The organism is Pseudomonas sp. CBC3, from assembly GCF_037967085.1.
Taxonomy (GTDB): Bacteria; Pseudomonadota; Gammaproteobacteria; order Pseudomonadales; family Pseudomonadaceae; genus Stutzerimonas.
In genome coordinates this window covers 737,820-758,670 of the sequence record NZ_JBANEO010000002.1, presented here as the reverse complement: position 1 = coordinate 758,670, position 20,851 = coordinate 737,820, and the positions used below count along the sequence as shown (strand labels likewise).

16 protein-coding genes are annotated in these 20,851 nt (G+C 61.2%); 3 read left to right on the top strand and 13 right to left on the bottom strand.

Translation table 11 applies throughout. The features are described 5' to 3' along the window. The first annotated feature begins 1 nt into the window (after position 1). Positions 2–1,471 (top strand): NADH-quinone oxidoreductase subunit NuoN, encoded by a 1,470-nt coding sequence (gene nuoN / locus V6943_RS10720; protein ID WP_181102258.1) that lies wholly within the window; start codon positions 2–4, stop codon positions 1,469–1,471. Between the two features lie 308 nt (positions 1,472–1,779). Here nuoN and V6943_RS10715 read toward each other — a convergent pair whose 3' ends face one another. The 8 genes from V6943_RS10715 to V6943_RS10680 form a co-directional block, all read right to left on the bottom strand. Beyond that, positions 1,780–4,134, bottom strand: a complete 2,355-nt coding sequence (locus V6943_RS10715; RefSeq protein ID WP_340553448.1) for an efflux RND transporter permease subunit — start codon at positions 4,132–4,134, stop codon at positions 1,780–1,782. A gap of 12 nt (positions 4,135–4,146) precedes the next feature. Further along, positions 4,147–5,235 (bottom strand): WD40/YVTN/BNR-like repeat-containing protein, encoded by a 1,089-nt coding sequence (locus V6943_RS10710; protein ID WP_340553447.1) that lies wholly within the window; start codon positions 5,233–5,235, stop codon positions 4,147–4,149. Between the two features lie 289 nt (positions 5,236–5,524). After that, on the bottom strand, positions 5,525–8,182 hold the full coding sequence (gene pepN, locus V6943_RS10705) for an aminopeptidase N (RefSeq protein WP_340553446.1): 2,658 nt from the start codon (positions 8,180–8,182) through the stop codon (positions 5,525–5,527). A 111-nt stretch (positions 8,183–8,293) separates the two neighbouring features. Next, complete coding sequence (locus V6943_RS10700) at positions 8,294–9,127, bottom strand: DUF2797 domain-containing protein (RefSeq protein ID WP_131648458.1); 834 nt, start codon at positions 9,125–9,127, stop codon at positions 8,294–8,296. After that, positions 9,127–9,402 carry a YeaC family protein gene (locus V6943_RS10695; protein ID WP_181102268.1) on the bottom strand — a complete coding sequence of 92 codons (276 nt, stop codon included), beginning with the start codon at positions 9,400–9,402 and terminating at the stop codon, positions 9,127–9,129. The genes V6943_RS10700 and V6943_RS10695 overlap by 1 nt, the downstream gene beginning before the upstream one ends. Before the next feature lie 70 nt (positions 9,403–9,472). After that, entirely contained in the window at positions 9,473–10,348 is an 876-nt protein-coding gene (locus V6943_RS10690; protein WP_131648456.1) for a rhomboid family intramembrane serine protease, read from the bottom strand. After that, entirely contained in the window at positions 10,349–11,308 is a 960-nt protein-coding gene (locus V6943_RS10685) for a metallophosphoesterase (RefSeq protein ID WP_340553445.1), read from the bottom strand. It abuts the gene before it with no gap. Beyond that, positions 11,308–12,195 (bottom strand): NAD(+) kinase, encoded by an 888-nt coding sequence (locus V6943_RS10680; protein ID WP_122164119.1) that lies wholly within the window; start codon positions 12,193–12,195, stop codon positions 11,308–11,310. Before V6943_RS10680 ends, V6943_RS10685 begins: the two co-directional genes overlap by 1 nt. A gap of 204 nt (positions 12,196–12,399) precedes the next feature. On the opposite strand from V6943_RS10680, the gene V6943_RS10675 reads away from it, so the two are divergent. Together V6943_RS10675 and chrA are read left to right on the top strand one after the other, a co-directional pair. After that, entirely contained in the window at positions 12,400–13,329 is a 930-nt protein-coding gene (locus tag V6943_RS10675) for a DUF1853 family protein (RefSeq protein WP_340553444.1), read from the top strand. A gap of 83 nt (positions 13,330–13,412) precedes the next feature. After that, positions 13,413–14,633, top strand: coding sequence for a chromate efflux transporter (gene chrA / locus V6943_RS10670; RefSeq protein WP_340553443.1), 1,221 nt, complete (start codon positions 13,413–13,415; stop codon positions 14,631–14,633). 21 nt (positions 14,634–14,654) lie between these two features. Here the strand turns inward: chrA and V6943_RS10665 are convergent, their stop codons facing one another. The 5 genes from V6943_RS10665 to V6943_RS10645 form a co-directional block, all read right to left on the bottom strand. Then, positions 14,655–15,761, bottom strand: coding sequence for a cyclic nucleotide-binding domain-containing protein (locus tag V6943_RS10665; protein ID WP_340553442.1), 1,107 nt, complete (start codon positions 15,759–15,761; stop codon positions 14,655–14,657). A gap of 24 nt (positions 15,762–15,785) precedes the next feature. Further along, positions 15,786–16,739 carry a 1-aminocyclopropane-1-carboxylate deaminase/D-cysteine desulfhydrase gene (locus V6943_RS10660; RefSeq protein ID WP_445324128.1) on the bottom strand — a complete coding sequence of 318 codons (954 nt, stop codon included), beginning with the start codon at positions 16,737–16,739 and terminating at the stop codon, positions 15,786–15,788. A 4-nt stretch (positions 16,740–16,743) separates the two neighbouring features. Continuing rightward, positions 16,744–18,105, bottom strand: a complete 1,362-nt coding sequence (locus tag V6943_RS10655; protein ID WP_340553440.1) for a chromosome partitioning protein ParA — start codon at positions 18,103–18,105, stop codon at positions 16,744–16,746. Between the two features lie 194 nt (positions 18,106–18,299). Then, positions 18,300–18,731: a nuclear transport factor 2 family protein gene (locus V6943_RS10650; protein WP_340553439.1), complete on the bottom strand. Its 432-nt coding sequence runs from the start codon at positions 18,729–18,731 to the stop codon at positions 18,300–18,302. 55 nt (positions 18,732–18,786) lie between these two features. Beyond that, on the bottom strand, positions 18,787–20,817 hold the full coding sequence (locus V6943_RS10645; RefSeq protein ID WP_340553438.1) for an NADPH-dependent 2,4-dienoyl-CoA reductase: 2,031 nt from the start codon (positions 20,815–20,817) through the stop codon (positions 18,787–18,789). Positions 20,818–20,851: the final 34 nt, after the last annotated feature.

The following is a 20,851-nucleotide window of genomic DNA, read 5'->3' as shown; positions in this document are numbered from 1 at the left end:
CATGGAATTCACACAGCAACACTTCATCGCCCTGCTGCCTTTGCTGATCACTGGCGCCACCGCTATCGCGGTGATGCTGGCCATCGCCTGGCGACGCAATCACGGGCTCAGTTTCATCGTCACCTCGATAGGCCTGACGCTCGCCCTGTTATCCATTGTGCCTGCACTGCGGGTCGCCCCATTGGATGTGACGCCACTGCTGCGGCTGGACGCCTTCGCCTACTTCTACAGCGCCGTGGTACTGGTCGCGACACTGGCCTGCGTGACCCTGGCCCACGCCTACCTGGGCGAGAAAGCCGGCTCCGAGGGTTTTCCGGGTAATCGAGAAGAGCTCTATCTGTTGATGACCCTGTCGGCAGCAGGCGGGCTGGTGCTGGTCAGCGCGCAGCACCTGGCCGGGTTCTTCATCGGCCTGGAGCTGCTCTCGGTACCGGTTTACGGGCTGGTCGCCTACGCGTTCTTCAACAAGCGCTCGCTGGAAGCCGGCATCAAGTATGTGGTGCTTTCCGCCGCCGCCAGCGCCTTCCTGCTGTTCGGCATGGCGCTGCTCTACGCTGAGTCGGGCAGCCTAAGCTTTGCCGGTATCGGCGCCAGCCTGGCTGCGCAAGGCTCGTCGCCACTGGTGCAGGCCGGCATCGGCATGATGTTGATCGGCCTCGGCTTCAAGCTCTCGCTGGCTCCCTTCCACCTGTGGACGCCGGACGTCTACGAAGGCGCGCCGGCTCCGGTGGCGACCTTCCTGGCCACCGTCAGCAAGGTGGCGGTGTTCGCCGTGCTGCTGCGCCTGTATCAGCTGTCGCCGGCCACAAGCGGTGGCTGGCTGAACGACGCGCTGAGCCTGATCGCCATCGCCTCGATCCTGATCGGCAACCTGCTGGCATTGAACCAGAGCAACCTCAAGCGGCTGCTGGGTTATTCGTCCATCGCCCATTTCGGCTACCTGCTGGTGGCGCTGATCGCCAGCAAGGGGCTCGCGGTGGAAGCCATCGGCGTGTACCTGGTGACCTATGTGCTGACCACCCTGGGCGCCTTCGGCGTGATCACCCTGATGTCGAGCCCCTACAACGGGCGCGATGCCGATGCGCTCTATGAATACCGCGGGCTATTCTGGCGGCGCCCCTACCTCACCGCCGTGCTCACCGTGATGATGCTGTCGCTGGCTGGCATTCCGCTGACGGCAGGCTTCATCGGCAAGTTCTACGTGATCGCCTCCGGTGTCGAATCCCAACTGTGGTGGTTGCTGGGCGCGCTGATCATCGGCAGCGCTGTGGGCCTGTTCTATTACCTGCGGGTGATGGTGACGCTGTACCTAGTCGAACCAGGCATTCGCCGCCACGACGCGCCGATTAATTGGGGCCAGCGCGCGGGCGGCATCATGTTGCTGGCGATTGCCCTGCTTGCGTTCTTCCTTGGAGTTTATCCGCAGCCGTTGCTGGAGCTGGTGCAGCAGGCGGGGTTCGCTGCGCTCTGACACGCTCGATCTAGAAGCAGAACGCCCCAGCTCGGGGCGTTCTGCTTTCTGCGGATAGTAAGCTATCTCTCTCAACTCCTTTGTGATGTCGATCAGTCCGACAGACGCTCGCGCAACTCATGCATCTGCTAGCTGCCAAGCAGACCGCATCTAGCGATGTGGTTCTCATGTTGCATACAGCGCTGGTTTTTCGTAACCGTTTCTACGCTTCTAGTGGGGCGCACCCAGACGCTTCGCATCACGGAACCGAGCACTTCCGCAAAAAAAACCGCGACCCAAGGGCCGCGGTTTTGCTTACTGCCGAAGCATCACACCTTCTGCTGCAGCTTTTCCGGTTTGATCAGGAAGCGCGCCAGGGCTGGCAGCAGCCAGATCGCGCCGACCATGTTCCAGAGGAACATGAAGGTGAGCATCAGGCCCATGTCCGCCTGGAACTTGATCGCTGAGAACACCCAGGTGAACACGCCGATCGCCAGGCAGACGCCGGTGAAGATCACCGCCTTGCCAGTGGATTTCAAGGTCTGATAGTAGGCTTCCTGCAACGTCATGCCTTGACGCAGATACGTCTCCAGCCGGCTATAGATGTAGATGCCGTAATCCACACCGATACCCACGCCCAAGGCGATCACTGGCAGTGTTGCTACCTTTACGCCAATGCCCATGAAAGCCATCAGCGCATTGCCGAGGATCGAGGTCAGCACCAGCGGCAGAATCACGCAGAGCGTCGCGGCAACGGAGCGGAACGTCAACAGGCACATGAAGCTCACCGCCGCGTAAACCGCGATCAGCATGGTGGTTTCGGAGGCTGCGATGACTTCGTTGGTAGCCGCTTCGATACCGGCGTTACCGGCAGCGAGAACAAACTCCAACCCTTCACGGTTGTTCTCCTCGGCGAACTCACGCGCCGCGGCTACGACGTGCTCCAGCGTTTCAGCCTTGTGGTCGTTGAGGAACACCAGTACCGGCGCCAACGAGCAATCACCGTTGTACATGCCCTCGGCACGAGCGATGGAGCTATTCAGGACGAACTGGTTACGCGACAGGGTTTCCCATTTCAGGCTGCCCTCGTTCATGCCCTTGATGCTCTGCCGCGCGACCGTGACCATCGACACCGCCGACTGCACGCCCTCTGTGTTCTCCATCTTCCACATCAGCTCGTCCATGGCGGCGAGCGTGTCGTAATGGGCGCAGCCTTCAGGCGCCGTCTTGACCATTACCACCAGCACGTCGGAGCTGGTCGAGTAGTTGCGGATGACGAAGTCATTGTCCAGGTTGTAGCGCGAATCCGGGTGCAGTTCCGGTGCGCCCTGGTCGAGATCGCCGATCTTCAGGTTCTGGCCGTACCAGAGCCCCCCGCCCACGGCGAGCAAGGCAATGACGATGGAAATCGGCGCGACCACCGGGTTGGCGAAATTCGACAGCAACCGCCAGAACGGGTGGTTGCGCGCCGCTTCCTCGCGAGCCTGCTTGACCGCACGCTGGCTGATACCCATATAGGAAATCGCCACCGGCAGCAGGATCAGGTTGGTCAGGATGATCACCGCCACGCCCAGCGAAGCGCCAATCGCCAACTCGCGAATCACACCGATATCGATCAGCAGCAGCGTCACGAAACCAACGGCATCAGACGCCAGTGCGACCATGCCGGGGATGAACAACTGACGGAACGCCATGCGTGCAGCCGCCAGCGGATCATCGGTTTCGCCCGAAGCCATGGCGATGCCGTTGATCTTCTGAACACCGTGGGAAATACCGATGGCGAACACCAGGAACGGCACCAGCATCGAATAGGGATCGAGCCCGAAGCCCAGCGTGTGCAGCAAGCCGAGCTGCCAGGCCACGGCGATCAGCGTAGTCACTACCACCGCGATGGTGCTCTTGAAGCAGCGGGTGAACCACAGTAGCAGCGCTAGCGTGATGCCGATAGCAACGAAGAAGAACAACGCGACACCGACCAGCCCATCGATCAGATCGCCCACCTTCTTGGCGAAACCGATGATGTGGATGTCCACATTCGGGTTCTGCGCTTCGTACTTGTCGCGAATCTTCTCTTCGAGCTCGTGGGAAAACTTCTGGTAGTCGAGGGTGATCTGCTTGCTACGGTCATCAGGATCCGAGTAGGACTCCATCAGCGGCACGTCGATGATGCTGGACTTGAAGTCGTTGGCCACCAGACGCCCGATCTGACCGGACTTGAGGATGTTGTTGCGCAAATCGTCGAGGCTTTCAGGCGAGCCGTCATAGGTCTGCGGAATGACTTCACCGCCGGCGAAGCCCTGCTCCGTCACCTCGGTCCAGCGAACGCTCGGGCTCCACAGCGACTTCATGTTCGAGCGGTCGACACCCTGGATGTAGAACACTTCGTCATGGATCTGACGCAGCGTCTCCATGTACTCCTTGGAGAAGATGTCGCCATCCTTCGCCGCCACGGAGATACGCACCGTGTTGCCCAGGTTGGCCAGATCATCACGATGCTGGAGCATGTTTTGAATGTAGGGATGCCCCAGCGGAATCATCTTTTCGAAACTGGTCGAAGGACGGACCTGAGCAGCCTGGTAGAACAGGAATACGCTGATCAACAGGCAGACAAGGATCACTGCCGGTCGATTGTTGAAAATCAGGCGTTCTAGAAAGGACGCCGGCTTCTGCTGATGCTTGGTCATGTTGGCTCCGGCTTATTGTTGTTGTGCGGGCAAGTTGGCGCCGGTCGGCGAAACGACCCTGACGCCGCTCTGCCCGACGAGGACCAGTTTGCCGTCCGGGTTGGAGACGACGCCTGACAGTGAGCGTCGATCCGGGCGACTGAACAGCTTGAAGCTCCGTCCTTGATCCTCGCTACTAAGCACGGTGCCGCCGTGGCCGACCACGACGATACGACCATCCGGCAGCAGATTGCCGTCCGCTAGCCCCGACTCGAGGGCATCGCTTCCGTCGAGCAGATCGATTGCTTGCCAGCTATCACCGAAGTCGGCGGAACGGAACAGATGACCGCGCAGACCGAACGCCACGACCACTCCGGGTTCGCCGCCGCTCACGACGCCGAACAAGGATCCCTGATAGGGCGACTCGACGCGCTCCCAGGTCTCACCCATGTCGCTGGAACGGAACATTCCGCCCATTTCGCCAACGACGAACAGACCCGCGTCCTGAATGTGGGTGATGGCGTTCAAGTGGGCGCCGTCCTCGTTGTCGAGGCGATCAGCAACATCTTCCCAATTCTGGCCGCCGTCAGTGGTTTCCAGCAGCACGCCATAAGCACCCGTGGCGAAGCCGTGCTCCGAATTTTCGAACCAGACGTCAAGTAAAGGCACTTCGCCTTCGCGATTTTCGTATTGCTGCGTCCAGGTTTCACCGCCATCGCTGGTCGCCAGGATCAACGCGTCGTGGCCGACCGCCCAGCCATGTTTGTCATCGACGAAATAAACAGCCGTGAGCATCTGACGGGTCGGAACCTTGGCCTGAGACCACGTAGCGCCGGCGTCATCGGAAAAGAGGATATGCCCGCGATCACCAGCCGCGACCAAGCGCTTACCCGCATAAGTGATATCGAGCAGAAGAGCCGATGCGGCCTTCTCCGATTCGATCGCATAGCGGGTCGCTGGCTCAGCGCTTTGCGCATGAGCGGGAGCGGTGGCGAGAAACAGGATGGATAGAACACTGCAGAGCGAGAGCGTTCTTGCAAGCGGCGAATACTTGAAATTCGACTTGCGGGATGTTTTTTCCGCACGGCCGAACCGGGTGCGCCACATGACGGGCTCACTCATACATACCCCCTTTATTCTTATTAAGGTAAGACCTGCGTTAAGTACCAGGCGGAGCCATGCTATAGGGCTTTCGAAAGCGGCGGCAATTGCCTGGACGTTATGTTTTGTTAAGCCAGGCTGATTGATGTTGCTTGATTAGCAGGCTTTATGGCACGGCATTTCACCGCCGCTTTACATTCCGTTTCACGGAAACGATCCGATCTCCGATGAGTACCCCCGAAAGAACGAATCCCGTGACATCGCACGGGATTCAGGGTGGTTCATATCACCTTGCAGGCGCTGCAGCGTGTCAGGCGAGGCTCTTGCTGACCACCTCGTAGACATCGCTGGACAGCTCGCCCGAGGCCAGAATCCGTTCCAGCTCGCCCTTCATCAGGCCCTGCCGACCGGCGTCGTACTTGCGCCAGCGAGTCAGCGGTGCCAGCAGGCGCGAGGCGATCTGCGGGTTGAGACCATTCAATACGATGATCTGATCGGCCAGGAACCGATAACCGGCACCATCGGCGCGATGGAAGTTGATCAGGTTCTGATTGGCGAAGGCGCCGATCAACGCACGAACCTTGTTCGGGTTCTTCAGCGTGAAGGACGGGTGTTGCATCAGGTGCTGGACACGCTCCAGGCCGCCCGGCTGGGTGTTGCCAGCCTGCACGCTGAACCACTGATCCATTACCAGCGGGTTGTCCTTGAAGTTTTCGGCAAAGGCTTCGAGCGCCTTGTCACGCTCGGCTGCGAAGCCCGAGTTGACCAGCACGGCCAGCGCAGCCAGGCGCTCGGTCATGTTGTCGGCCTCCTCGAACTGCTCGACGCAGGCGGCCACCACTTCGGGCTTGCCGCTGAGCATCAGATACGACAAGGCGATGTTCTGTAGAGCACGACGGGCGAAGTGGCTGGCTTCGGCAATATAAGGCGTCTGCCGGGACAGCTCGCGGTTGGCCTGGTAGCGCTTCCAGAACAGGTCGAACAACGCTGTAGCGATACCCTGGCGAGCAAAGTCGCGCGCCGCGTGAATGGCATCGACATCCGCCACTTCGCTGATTTCGGTGAGGTAGGCCTCGCTCGGCAGCGAAAGCATTTCGGCAACCATCGCTGGATCGAGGCTTTCGTCTTCCAGCAGGCTGCGCAACGCCTTGACCAGACGCTGGTCCAGTTGCAACGCTTCGCCGCGCTGATGCTGCGCGATCATTTCCTGCAGCACCTGCACCGACAACTGCTGACCGGCCTCCCAGCGGTTGAAACCGTCGGAATCGTGCTGCATCAGGAACATCAGCTGATCGCGGCTGTACGGAAACTCAAGCTTCACCGGCGCGGAGAAACCGCGCAGCAACGAGGGCAACGGCTGCTCGGGAACGTCGACGAAGGTGAACGTCTGTTCGGCCTGATCGACTGCCAGCACGCGAGTGGTCCCGACGGCGGCATCCTCGCCTTGCAGGCGCAGCGCAATCTCGTTGCCCTGGCCGTCCAGCAGGCCCAGCGAAACAGGGATCACGAATGCCAGCTTCTCGCTCTGGCCCGGCGTCGGCGGGCAGCTTTGGCGGAAGGTCAGGCTATAGGTCTTCGCGGCAGCATCGTATTGCTCGCTGACGGCGAGGCGCGGCGTGCCGGCCTGGCTGTACCAGCGCTTGAACTGGGTCAGGTCGGCACCGTTGGCGTCTTCCATGGCCTTGACGAAATCATCGACGGTCACGGCCTGGCCGTCATGGCGCTCGAAGTAGAGATCGCTGCCCTTGCGGAAGCTCTCCTCGCCCAGCAGCGTCTGGATCATGCGCACCACCTCGGCACCCTTCTCGTACACGGTCAGGGTGTAGAAGTTGGAGATCTCGATGAATGACTCGGGGCGAACCGAGTGGGCCATCGGCCCGGCATCTTCAGCGAACTGATGGGTACGCAGGTAGGACACGTCCTCGACGCGCTTGACTGTTTCCGAATTCATGTCGGAGGAGAACTGCGCATCGCGAAAGACAGTGAAACCTTCCTTGAGCGACAGCTGGAACCAGTCGCGGCAGGTCACACGGTTGCCGGTCCAATTATGAAAGTATTCGTGGGCAACGATCGCCTCGACCCGCTGATGTGCGGCGTCGGTGGCGGTTTCCGCTCGAGCCAGCACGGCGCTGGAGTTGAAGATGTTTAGGCCCTTGTTCTCCATCGCACCCATGTTGAAGTCGTTGACCGCGACGATCATGAAGATGTCCAGATCGTACTCGCGACCGTAGGCCTCTTCATCCCACTTCATCGATTTCTTCAGGCTGTCCATGGCGTGCTGGCATTTGTCGATATTCTCCGGCTCGACGTAAATACGCAGCGCCACGTCGCGGCCGCTCATGGTGGTGAAGCTGTCCTCGACGCACCACAGATCACCGGCCACCAGTGCGAACAAATAAGCCGGCTTCTTGAACGGATCTTCCCAGGTCGTCCAGTGGCGGCCGTCGTCCTCTTCGCCGCTGGCGATCGGGTTGCCGTTGGACAGCAGGATTGGATAGGCATGCTTCTCGGCGCTCACCGTCGTGGTGAACTTGCTCATCACATCCGGGCGGTCGAGGTAGTAGGTGATCTTGCGAAAGCCCTCGGCCTCGCACTGGGTGCAGAACATGCTGCCGGACTTGTAGAGGCCTTCCAGCGCAGTGTTGCTCTCCGGATGGATGACCACGCTGCTGTCGAGGGTGAACGCGGCGCTATCGGGCTGCAGGGTCAGGCTTTCGCCGGCGACTTCGTAATCGCCCAGGCCCAGCTGGCGGTCGTTCAGCGACAGCGATATCAGCTCGAGATCCTGGCCGTGCAACTGCAACGGCGGCAGGCCGGCGCCCGCTTCAGGATTGCGGCGCATCACCAGTTGCGCATGCACCAGGGTGCGGTCTTCGTACAGTTCGAAGGTCAGGTGTGTTTCATCGATCAGGTACTCGGGCGCCTGATAATCCTTGAGATGAATGACTTTCGGTTGTTCGGTGCGCATCGATAAAAGCCTCTTCGAGGCAGCTACAAGCCGCAAGCTTGAAGCTGCAGGTAAATGTGCCGTGGCTGCCTCCGACGCCCGGAATCAAGCCTTCGCGGGTCAAGCTTGAATTTATGGCGTGCAGCTTGCGGCTATTTGATAAGCGGTGAACTTGCGGATGTTGATCACGCCGGTGTCCAGGATCAGGTATTGACCCTTGATGCCGCGCAGGGTGCCTTCAACAACGGGCGTCTTTTCCAAGTCTAGACTGACGATCTTGGTCGGGTAGGCATCGACCGGGTAACGGATCTCCAATACCTCGGCGTCCGCCACTGGCTGGATTGCCTGTAACCCATAGCGCTGCTGCAGGCCCCGCAGGCCTTCGGCGCAGGCATCGAATATTTGCTCGCGAATCTCGATCAGGTCGATGGGCTCGGCATCCCCCTTGAGCAGCGCGCGCCAATTGGTGCGATCAGCCACCTGGCTGCGCAACAGGTCTTCGACCATGCCCGACTGCTGGCGAGTAGCGACACGCATGATCGGCAGCGCCTGGCTCGCGCCCTGGTCGAGCCAACGGGTCGGCAACTGCGTGGCGCGAGTGATACCTACTTTGATACCTGACGAGTTGGCCAGATAGACCACGTGGTCGGTCATGCAGAAGTCCATGCCCCACTGCGGATCGCGGCAAGTGCCGAAATCGTGGTGGCATTTTTCCGGACTCATGATGCAGATGTCGCACTGCGGGAGCTTCTTGAAGCAGGGATAGCAATAGCCTTGGCTGAAACTCTTGTTGGTCTTGCGTCCGCAATGCGTGCAATTGATGGCGCCGAGGTACTCCAGCCGCAGGGTCTTGCCGATCAGCGGATTGACGGGCACCAGTTCGTCGTTCAGACGGAAGGAATATTGCGCTTGGGCACCCAGCTGAATTGACATCTTGCTCAGGGCGCCGCGTCCTAGCTCCAACATCAGTGACGGGTCCCGGAAGCAGGTGCGAACAGACTGGTGTCGATCGGCGCCTTGCTCTTGCTCTTGGAGGCGCATTCATCACCGCCCATATAACCGGTGCGCTCTTCTTCCGGCAGGTTCTGGATTTCCCAGGCGATCATCGCGCCGAGGCAGGTTTCCTTCTGCTCGGGCGTCAGCTTGCGACCGTCGCTCCACTTGCCCAGCTCGACGGCAGTTTTCAGGTTTTCGTAGATTTCGGGGGTGATGTTTTCGATGGCTTCGATAAAGGACGACATGGCCGGCTCCCGGGGAAACAAGCGCGCATTCTACCGAGCGCCGCTGCTTTAGGGAAAAACGATCAGCCTTTCAGTTGCCTTGGCCCGCGGCCCTGCGGCGCGCCAGCAGCCCACCAAGGATACCGGTCAGGCACCCAGCGACCAGCCCGCCGACGTGGGCCGCGTTAGCGATCGCCAATGCACCGAAGCTCACCACTTCGATCACCCCGGTCAGGCATACCACCAGCCAGATCAGCATCAGCACCACCACACCGGGCGGCAGTCGGTAGGCTTCGTCCGGCGACAGCTTCTGGAACAGCCAGCAGTGGCCGAGCAGTCCGTACAAAACGCCGGACAACCCGCCAAAGATGCTCGGCCCGCCGAACAGGTATTGCGCCAGGTTGGACACGGCGCCGAACAGCAGCGTGAACCCGAACAGCATCAGCGCGCCCTGGCGATATTCGATGCGCCGCCCCAGCTCCCAGTACCACATGGAATTCATCGCCAGATGCAGGAAGCCGAAGTGCACGAAGATCGGCGTCACCAGCCGCCACCACTGCCCTTCTGCGAGGGTCTGTTCGAGCGTCGCGAAATAGGCGTACTCGCCGTCGATACGAAAGTCGCTGAAGCTGAACCAGCGAATGGTCTCGAAATTCTCGCCGAGCATGGTGATCGCCGCCGCGATCAGCGTCAGCAGCAACACCGCGGCGGTCAGCGGACTGCGGCGCAGACTGGCGACGAATCCCCCACCGCGGCGTGGCGGTTGCTCGGCGACGACCGCGCCGTCGCCTTGCGGGTAACGCTGATAGAGTTCACGGACTTGCTCAGCGGTTTCAGCCGGCACGCGCAGTACCTGCTCACCCGACTCTTCGGAGACGCGACAAGGCACCTGCAGGCGCCGCAGCAGCGCGACGAAACCACTCAGGTCTTCGGATAAGGGCAGGCGCAACGCCTCGACAACCACCATCTAGCGCTCCACATTCACCCAGACGAATTTCGCCGGGTCGAGTCGGGTTTCCTGGTCGAGCCGGTAGGCGACCAGCTTGCCGTATTTCACCGCACTGTAATCCAGGCAAGCCAGGTTATGGCGTATGGGCGCGGGCTCGCCGCTACGCCAGTAATGCCCGACGAACAGCAGCGGATCGTCAGGCCCGTACAGGAACAAGCGGTTCTTCTGGCTTTCGCTAAGCGGCAGGCGCGCCGCCTTTTCCGGCAGGCCGTCGGGCTGGAACACAATATCGCCGTAGGTCCTGGGGTTCTCTTCCCAGAACTTGGTGCGGAAGAAGCTGCGAGTGAATCCCTCGGCGCTGGTCAGCGTCAGGCCCTGGGGCAGCGGCATGTCGGTGCCACGCAGTAGACGGTCCAGTGCCTTGGCCGCGAATCCGTCACTGAACGCGGCATCGCGCAAGAATTCTGGATCGACACAGCCGTGGCTCAAACGCTGACGAAGCTGATCGATGACGGCGTTATCCCAGCAGGCGTGAACCACGCGGAAACGCTCGCTCTGAAGAAACAGAGGCAGCTCCATGAACCACTCGCGAAACGCCCGCCATTCATCCGGATAGTGCTCGAACTGCTGGAAGGTCTCCTGCAGCAGCGTCTCGTAGCGCGGGGTATGTTCGCGGACGAAGGTCTTGCCGCTTTCCGGCGGTGCCGGGGTGTACCAGCCCAGTGCGTTGAATTCGTGGTTGCCCATGATGCAGTAGGCCTGTTCCGCCTCGACCATCGCATGCACCAAATGCAACGCCTCACGAATGCGTGGGCCGCGGTCGATGATGTCGCCGAGAAAGATCACCTGTCGGCGCGGATGCCGCCACACATCCCCATGCCGGCGATAGCCGAGCTGATCGAGCAGCCGCTCCAGGGTACGAGCGCAACCATGCACGTCCCCGATGAGGTCGTAGCTGCGCTCCGGATCGACGATCACTATTCCCCTCCACCGAGGCGGCTGCCCCAGCCAAGCTTGGTGCGGCAGACCTCGTAATAATTGTGGTCCAGCGGATGGATCAGGTGCAGCTTCTGCGGCTTCTTGCGCACCGTGACGGTATCGCCCGGCGCGCAAGTGAAATGGTTCTGGCCGTCACAGGAGACCTGCGGATATATCTGCATGTTCGGCGATACCACGATCTTCAGCTCGCTGTTGCCATCCACCACGATCGGCCGGCTAGACAGGGTATGTGGATACATTGGCACGACGACGATTGCATCCAGCCGCGGGTGCATGATCGGCCCGCCAGCAGACAGCGAGTAGGCCGTGGAGCCGGTGGGCGTGGCGATGATCAGGCCATCGGCCTTCTGGCTGCAGACGAACTGGCCATCGATGTACAGCTCGAACTCGATCATTCGGGTCGACTTGCCTGGATGCAGCACCACGTCGTTGAGCGCGTCGCCTTCTCCGATGGACTCCTCGAAGCGCCTGACCTGAGCTTCGAGCAGAAAGCGATTTTCCAGGGTGTATTGCCCACTCAGCACTTCAGCGACCTTCTCTTCCAGTTCGTCGGGGCGAATATCGGTGAGGAAGCCAAGGCTGCCACGGTTGATTCCAAGCACCGGGACACGATGCTTGGCCAGCGCTCGCGCCGCGCCAAGCAAGCTGCCGTCACCGCCGACGACAATCACCAGATCACAAGAGTCGCCCAGCCGTTGCCGCGACGAGGTCTGCATGCCATGCCCCGGCAACACCTCGGCGATGTTTTCTTCGAGAATGACGTGCAGGTGGCGCTCCACGAGGAATTTCTTCAGTCGGCGAATGGTGTCCAGCACCTGGGAACTGCCCAGGCGGCCGATGATGCCGATGTTGCGGAACTGGTCCATTGAAGCTCCCTGATAGCGTGGCGGGTAACAGGCCGGTACGCATCGAGCGGTAGCGGGCCGGGCAGAGCCTAACAGGCTCTAGATTGGTGTCGCGCGGGCGCGTTTGAGTTCAACAGCGCGCTGGCGGACCCCGTTGCGGTGCGGCGCGAGGATTATGGGCGAAAGGCCAGAGGCGCAGCAAACCATCCCGGCTATGCTTGCTGCATGACCCTCCCCTGTCTTGACGAATTAATGTCTAACTTGCGGCACCCACAGGTGCGGGATCTCGCCTGGGTAGTGCTCTCGCCGCCGCTTTTGATCGATGCCCCATCACCCCAGCGCCACCCGCTTTCGGCGAGTCGCTGGAGCAATGACCCCGCTGCGCTGAGCGACTGGTTGCTATTGCTCGACAGACAGCCGGCGGTACTCCAGGCGTGGCTGGCACAACACAGCATTCGCCGGCTGGGCCTGTATTACGAACGCCTCTGGCAATTCGCGCTGGCTCAGGCGCCGGATGTCGAACTGCTGGTGGCGAATCTGCCGATCCGCCAGGGCGGCCAGACGCTGGGCGAGCTGGATCTGATCCTGCGCGATGCCGAAGGCGTGCATCACCTTGAACTCGCGGTGAAATTCTACTTGGGCCTGCAGACCGGCGATCGCCGCCGACACGACCACTGGCTGGGTCCCGGCAGCCATGATCGGTTGGATATCAAGTTGCAGCGCCTCTGCGAGCACCAGCTGCGACTCTCGTCCAGCCAACAGGCACAGGCACTACTGACCGAGCTGACTTGCCGCCAGATCAAAAGCGCCTTGTGGCTCGGTGGCTACCTGTTCCAACCCTGGAAGGACGGGTGTGAACCGCCCGCTGGAGCCAACCCGATGCATCTCGGCGGGTCATGGTTGCGGCTGCGCGACTGGCTGCATTCGGCTGTCACCGATAGCGATGCGCACTGGCAACCGCTGCCCCGTCAAACCTGGCTGGCCCCGGCGCAATTGGAAGACAGCCAACTCTGGCAAGCCGAAGACGTTCAGCAATGGATTGTCGATGCCAATCGCAGCCAGGCACGCCTGCTGGCTCGAATGGAGCCCGACGCAGATGGGCACTGGGTCGAGCGCGAACGCCTTTTCGTGGTATCCGATAGCTGGCCTGGGTGATGCACTCTTCATCAAATCGTCATCCACATGCGACACACTACAGCGCCCATCAGACTGCCCCTCAGTAACAGAACGGCCCATTGATGTCCTCAGTCCAACCCGATTCAATCCCTCTGCAGCATTCAAGCACCTCGACCATCTTTCTGGTGTTTCTGCGTCTGGGGCTGACCTCCTTTGGAGGTCCGGTGGCTCATCTCGGCTATTTCCGCGAAGAGTTCGTCAACCGCCGCCGCTGGCTGGATGAGGCGGGATATGCCGATCTGGTAGCACTCTGCCAATTCCTGCCAGGGCCGGCGAGCAGCCAGGTCGGCATTGCCATCGGTTTGCTACGCGGTGGTTATCGCGGCTCGCTGGCCGCCTGGGCCGGGTTCACCTTGCCGTCGGCGATCGCGCTGATGCTCTTCGCGTTCGGCATCAGCAGTTGGGGCGAAGCCGTTCCGGATGGGCTTCTGCATGGCCTGAAGATCGTTGCGGTTGCTGTGGTGGCCCAGGCGGTTTGGGGCATGGCCTGCAACCTGTGCACCGATCGAACGCGTATCACCATCGCGCTGCTCGCCGCGTGCGCGGTACTGGCTATGCATAATGCCTGGGCGCAGCTTAGCGTTATCGTGCTGGCAGGTCTGGCCGGGCTGATGCTGTTTCGCCCTACATCGAAAGGTTCTCTCGCACCTCATCAGGGCCGTCAGGGTCGCTCGGTTGCCGGCCTCTTCCTGTTGTCGTTCTTCGCGCTGCTGATGGCCTTACCCCCGCTGGCCGCCGCTTCCAGCAGTCAGTTGTTGGCATTGTTCGACACCTTCTACCGCGCCGGCGCGCTGGTCTTCGGTGGGGGGCACGTGGTGCTTCCGTTGTTGCAGGCCGAAGTCGTACCCAATGGCTGGGTCAGCAACGACATATTCCTTGCCGGCTACGGCGCCGCCCAGGCGGTGCCGGGGCCGCTGTTCACTTTTTCTGCATTTCTCGGCGGGTCCATCGGTACTGGCAGCGCCGGCCTGATAAACGCAGCCGTATGCCTTGTGGCGATATTCATCCCTTCATTTCTGCTGGTGGTCGGCGTCATGCCGTTCTGGGACAGGGTACGCGCCAACCTTCGCGTACAGGCAGCGCTGGGTGGAGTGAACGCCGCGGTGGTCGGCCTGCTACTGGCGGCGCTTTATGATCCGGTCTGGACCAGCGCCATATTCAGCCCCGTCGACTTCGCTCTGGCGCTAGTCGCGCTGGTCGCCTTGATGGTCTGGAAGCTACCGCCCTGGCTGGTCGTGCTGGTGGGCGGCCTTGCAGGCTGGGCTATCGCCGCGGTGTCTTGATCGTTCGTCAGTGGTTTCGGCTCAGCCGCTGCGTTCAGTGCGACCGCCGGAACGAGCTAGATAGCCGCTGCCCTGCTCACAGATCAACGTCGCGTGTTGCTCGGCGGACAGCCCATCGAGACCGTCACACAGCGGATAAGCGGTAAAACCCAGTTGGGTCAGCAGAAAGACCGCGCTGGCGCTGCGCTTGCCGCTGTCGCAGTAGCACAGATAGATCCGATCCTGAGCCAGCAGGCGTGTCTTGAGACGCAACAGATGCAGCGGCATATGCAGTGCCTGCAGCGCATGGCCGCGCTGGTATTCCTCCAGCAGCCGGACATCCAGCCATTGAGCACCCTTCGCGATCAGTTCGTTCGCCTCGGCAAGGTCAAGCTCGGCTACCACCGGCGCCTTCAACAGGGCGATGAAATCCCGCCGCGCCAGGCGCAGCACCTGAGAATTCTCAAGCAGCGTCACGGTGGCGTTGCGAGGGCATTCGGTGAGCAAAGCTTCTTCGCCGAAGCAGGCGCCGACGTCCAGTTCCGCCACGACCTGCTCTACACCGCCAAGGCCGGATATGACCTCGGCTCGACCGCTCTTGAGGAAGTAACAGCAGTCGCCGGCATCACCTTCACGCAGCAGTACGTAACCGGCAGGTAGCTCGATCGACTCGAGCCTGCCAAGCATCTTTCGCACGTTTTCCGGCGGCACCTTGGCGAACAGCGGATTGTCCAGCAGCGCTTCGAGCCAGTCAGTCAGTTCGCCAGCCGTGGACAGCTCCAGGAGCAGATCGGCATGGGTCTGATGCCAAGACAGCAAACGATCCAGCTGGGCGCCATCGATCGTCAATACCCTGCAGTCTTCCAGCGCCCGCACCTGGCTCAGCCGGGGTCCGGGGCCGAATGCGTGGCAGCTTTCCGGCGAGCCAGCGGCCATCCGCCATTGCTTGCCGTCCGGCCCATGCATGGACAAGGCGCCGGTGAGCAGGAAGTAGCAGGAACCGGCGCCTGTCTCGTCATCGAACAACAGCTCATCGGCGAGCAGCAGTCGCGGAATCAACTGCGCGCGAAGCGTCTGAAGTCGACGAGGCGAGAGCGCGTTGAGCGGAATCAGACTACCTAACTGATCGGGACGCAGCGGCTTGTTCATCCATGGTTCCAGAAGACGGGAAAGTCAGCGCAGCAGCTCGTCCAGCTGCGCCTGCGCAGCTCGCCGGCCCTGCAAGCCACCGGTATGCAAGAAGATGAGCCGCGTGCCGGGCGTAAAATAGCCGCGCTCAATATAAAGGCGCAATGCCATCATCGCCTTAGCCGTATAAACCGGTTCCAACGGCAACCCGGTGGTACGCTCGGTTTCCACCATGAAGCGCGCAAGCGCCTCGTCGAACCGACCGAAACCGCCGCGACTCGCATCGATCAGCTGATAGTTTGAGCTGGAGACTTCAGCCTCGCCGAGCAGCCTGCCGACTTCCTGCGCAACACCATGAGACGGCGGCCCTGCCAGCGCACCGTAGACGCGGCGCTCGTTCTGCTCGGCCTCGCCGATCACCAGTCCTGCCAGGGTCGTACCAGTTCCAACGGCCAGCCACCAGCCGTCGTGATCGTCCCAGCCAATCGCGTCCAGTTGCTCTCGTACGCGTGTCACCAGCGGTGCGCAACCCCGCGCGCCAGCGAGGCCGCCACCGCCTTCCGGCACGCAGTAAAAGCCGGGATAACGTTCGCACCAGGCATCGAAGAATCCCGGCTGGTGCCGCTCACGGTAGCCGCCGTAGCCCAGCCAATGCAGTTGCATGTCGAAGCTCTGCAGATCGTCGATGGTCGCCGTCCGCTGTGGTTGCCCGCGCAGCAGGCCGACACTGGCTAACCCGCTGCGTTTGGCAGCCGCCGCCAGCGCATGTAGATGATTCGAATGGGAGCCACCAAGGCTGATGAGTCCTGGTGCACCGGTCGCCCGCGCGGCCTGCAAATGGTGAGCGAGCTTGAACCACTTGTTTCCAGACAGCTCGGGATCGACCAGATCCAGGCGCAACACGGCGACCTGCACCTGTGCTCGTCGCAGCCAAGGCAAGATGATGAGCTGCAATGGCGCGGGCCGTAACTCTGGAAATGATGATGGGAATGCCGGCAAATCGTCAGCTACCCGTGCGCAGCCGGTCCTGAGCTCTATGTCTGGCACAGCAGTTGGACTCGCCAATGAAAAAACGGCTAGGGGCTTCCACTTTGTCCAGCGGCATATTGCAGCGCTCTCCACTGGACAAGGTAGCGACGCAGGTCGGCTGTTGATAATGCTGTACCCACTGGCCGTACTGCTCTTCGGAAACGGCACATTTGGCTGCGGCATAGGCGAGAGGGTTTTGCTGATAGCGCGCCATGTCATGCAGCGGAATGGTCAGGTGGCCCGCACCGGGGTGATAAGCCATGAACGTCACGCCGAGTCCTGAAAGACGCTTGAGCACTTGCTCACCGCTTTGCTCGATGAGTGCATCACGCTGCTTTTGGAGTTGCTCGATCTCCTGCTGCAGCTGGGAGTCCAGTTCGTTGCGGTAGGCCAGCTCCACATCACGGATGGACACTTGCTCTTTGTATTCGGCGACCGCTGCTGCGATCTGCCGCCTCAACTCCTCATTGAACTGCGCCTGCGAGGCTTGCGCTTCGGCGCGGCTGTTGTGCTCCAGCGCACGCAGCTGCTGGCTCATTTCTTCACGGTTTTTTTGGAAACCCTCCGCCTGCTCGGCGAGCTGCGAGCGAAGCTGTTCGACGAGCTGCTCCTTGTCCAGGAGCTCCTGGCGTAACTGGGCAGCCTCTTCCAGTAGCCTGGCCTGCTGCTGTGCAGCCAAATCGCGTAGTCGGGTGATATCGGCCTCGCGCTGCTGCTCGAGATTGGCGATGCGCAGACGCTGCTGCTTGATCAGCTGCGCCGCCTTGAGGCGCTGCTCCTGCTCGCGCTTTTCGGCTCGCTCGGTGGCCGCTTGCTTGGCCGAATCAGCCGCATACCAGGCGTCCTCGGCGACCATCTGTAGGCGTTCGGCCGGTACCACCTGAGGTATTTCTTCTTCGACCAGCAGGCCGAGCTGGTTGCGCCTGATTCGGTCACGCAGCATGACGAGATGATTCCGGCTCTGGGTCAGTTCCGGGTCCCAGAGATGCATCTGATACCAGGACACCGGACATTGGCTGCGGCATGCCAGGCGAATGGGGCCCGCGCCTAGGTCAGGCCCACGTCCGGTGCGCTCGGCCAGATTGCGCAGTGGAATGTTCCAGCCGCTGTCCGCCGAGCCGTCTTCGTTGAAATCCAGGTAAAAGAACACCGCCGCACGGATCTGCAACCGGGTATTGATCAAAACGTAGGCGACACGCATCTGCTGATCGGCGAACTCCGGCATGCTCACCACGCCATCGAGCATGGCCTCGAATTCCGGATAGAGCATTTCCTTACAGACGCCGCCATCATTGAAGAACAGTACGGCTTCGACCGTCTGCGGTTTGATCTGCATGCTCGCACCCTCAATGGCTTGATCAGCTAGCGAATGTTTCCATGAGGCGGTCGCATCACGCCGCTTCTCTATTGTCGGGCGCAAGTGTAGGAGAAAAATCGAAACGGGCGATGTGATTGGGTTGGCAGCGAGTCCGGTGCCCACAACTCCTGAGTTGCGCAGGAGAAAAACTGTGACTGAGTTGGAGAAACCCGTCAGGACTTCATCGCCGCAAGTTGAAGCGCCAGACGCCGGCCCATTTCTTCACCAAGGGCCGCCAGGCCGCTCATTGGGCGCACCATGACTTCGAAATCAGTGATCAGGCCGGACTCGTCGAAGCGAATCATGTCGATGCCCTTGAGCTGTCGATCGCCGACACGCGCGCTGAATTCCAACACGACGCTCAAGCCGTCCGCACTGGCCAACTCGCTGTGATAAGCGAAATCCTCGAAGACCTTCACCACGGTATTGAGGATCAGACTGACCGCTGCCGCACTCTCATAGGGCTTGTAGGCCATCGGTGAGCGAAACACGGCGTGCGGATGCAGCAACTCCGGCAGGCGGCTGAGATCGGCGGCTTCGATCATGCGATGCCAGCGCTGCAGCGTAGCGGCAGCGGCCGGTTGCAGCGGGAGAGAAGCAGTCATGTGGGGCTCCTTTTTTATTGTATAAAAACCCCCGCTCGAAGCGGGGTTGGGTTTATCAGATCTCGGCAGCAAGGCGCGAGCCCTGGTTGATCGCGCGTTTGGCATCCAGCTCGGCGGCGACATCCGCACCACCGATCAGATGCACCTTGGCGCCCGCCGCTTCGAGCTCAGCCTGTAGCTCACGCAACGGATCCTGCCCGGCGCACACGATCACAGTATCCACCGGCAGGATTTGCAGTTCGCCTCCGGCGACGCTGATATGCAGGCCCTGGTCGTCGACCTTGAGATATTCCACAGAACTGATCATCTGCACCTGCTTGTTCTTCAAGCCGGTGCGATGAATCCAACCGGTGGTCTTGCCCAGCCCATTTCCGACCTTGGATTTCTTGCGCTGCAGCAAATAGACCTGACGCGCCGGTGCGTGCGGTACCGGCTGGATGCCGGCGACGCCGCCGCGCGCTTCGAGCCCAAGGTCGATCCCCCACTCTTTCCAGAACGCCTCGCGATCCAGGCTGGTCGACTGCCCCTGATGGGTGATGAACTCCGAAACATCGAAGCCAATACCGCCAGCGCCGATGACGGCAACGCGCTGCCCCACCGGCTTGCGCTGCAGGATCGCATCGAGGTAACCGATCACCATCGGATGCTCGATGCCCGGAATCTCTGGCGTACGTGGCGCGATGCCGGTGGCGAGGATGATCTCGTCGTAACCGCCGGCCAGCAGATCGGCCGCACCGATGCGGGTATTCAGGCGGACGTCGACACCGGTGCTTTTCAGTTTGCTGTCGAAATAGCGCAGGGTTTCGTAGAACTCTTCCTTGCCCGGGACGCGTTTGGCCACGTTGAACTGGCCGCCGATTTCGCTACCCGAATCGAACAGGCTTACCTGATGGCCACGCTCGGCGGCGACGGTGGCCGCCGCCAGACCAGCCGGACCCGCGCCGACCACGGCGATCTTGTTCACCGCTGCGGTGGGAATGTAGTTCAACTCGGTCTCGTAGCAGGCCCGCGGGTTGACCAGACAGGTGGTCAATTTGCCGCTGAACGTATGGTCGAGACAGGCTTGGTTGCAACCGATACAGGTGTTGATGGTATCGCTGCGATCGGCGGCCGCCTTGTTGACGAAATCCGGATCGGCCAGGAACGGGCGCGCCATCGAAACCATGTCGGCGTCGCCCTCGGCCAGCACCTGTTCAGCAACCTCGGGGGTATTGATGCGGTTGGTGGTCACCAGCGGAATGCTCACCTCGCCGCGCAACTTCGCCGTTACCTTAGTGAACGCTGCACGCGGCACTTTGGTGGCGATGGTGGGAATGCGCGCCTCGTGCCAACCGATGCCGGTGTTGATCAGTGTCGCGCCGGCCCGCTCGATGGCTTTGGCCAACGTCACGACTTCTCCCCAGGCGCTGCCGCCTTCCATCAGATCGAGCATAGACAGGCGATAGATGATGATGAATTCAGGCCCTACCGCCTCCCTCACGCGCCGCACGATTTCCACCGGCAGGCGCATGCGGTTTTCGTAGCTGCCACCCCAGCGGTCCGTACGGTGGTTGGTATGGGCCACCAGGAACTGGTTGATGAAGTAGCCTTCCGAACCCATGATCTCCACGCCATCGTAGCCGGCCTGCTGGGCCAGGCTCGCGCAATTGACGAAGTCACGGATTTGCTTTTCGATTCCCTCTTCGTCCAGCTCGCGCGGCGTGAAGGGGTTGATCGGCGCCTGGATGGCGCTAGGCGCCACCAGTTGCGGGCTATAGGCGTAACGACCGGCATGGAGGATCTGCATGCAGATCTTGCCGCCCGCTTCGTGAACGGCTTGAGTGACGACCTTGTGCTCTTCGGCTTCGGCGACGGTCGACAACTTGGCCGCGCCTGCGCGTACCGAACCTTCTTCGTTGGGCCCCACGCCGCCAGTGACGATCAGGCCGACACCACCGCGCGCGCGCTCAGCAAAAAATGCCGCCATGCGCTCGAACCCGTTGGGCATTTCCTCGAGACCGGTGTGCATCGAACCCATCAGCGTACGGTTGCGCAGCGTGGTGAAGCCCAGATCCAACGGGGCAAGCAGGTGCGGGAAAGCGGTCATGGTCGTTCCTCGATCAAGCGGCGCGAGAGTGGTG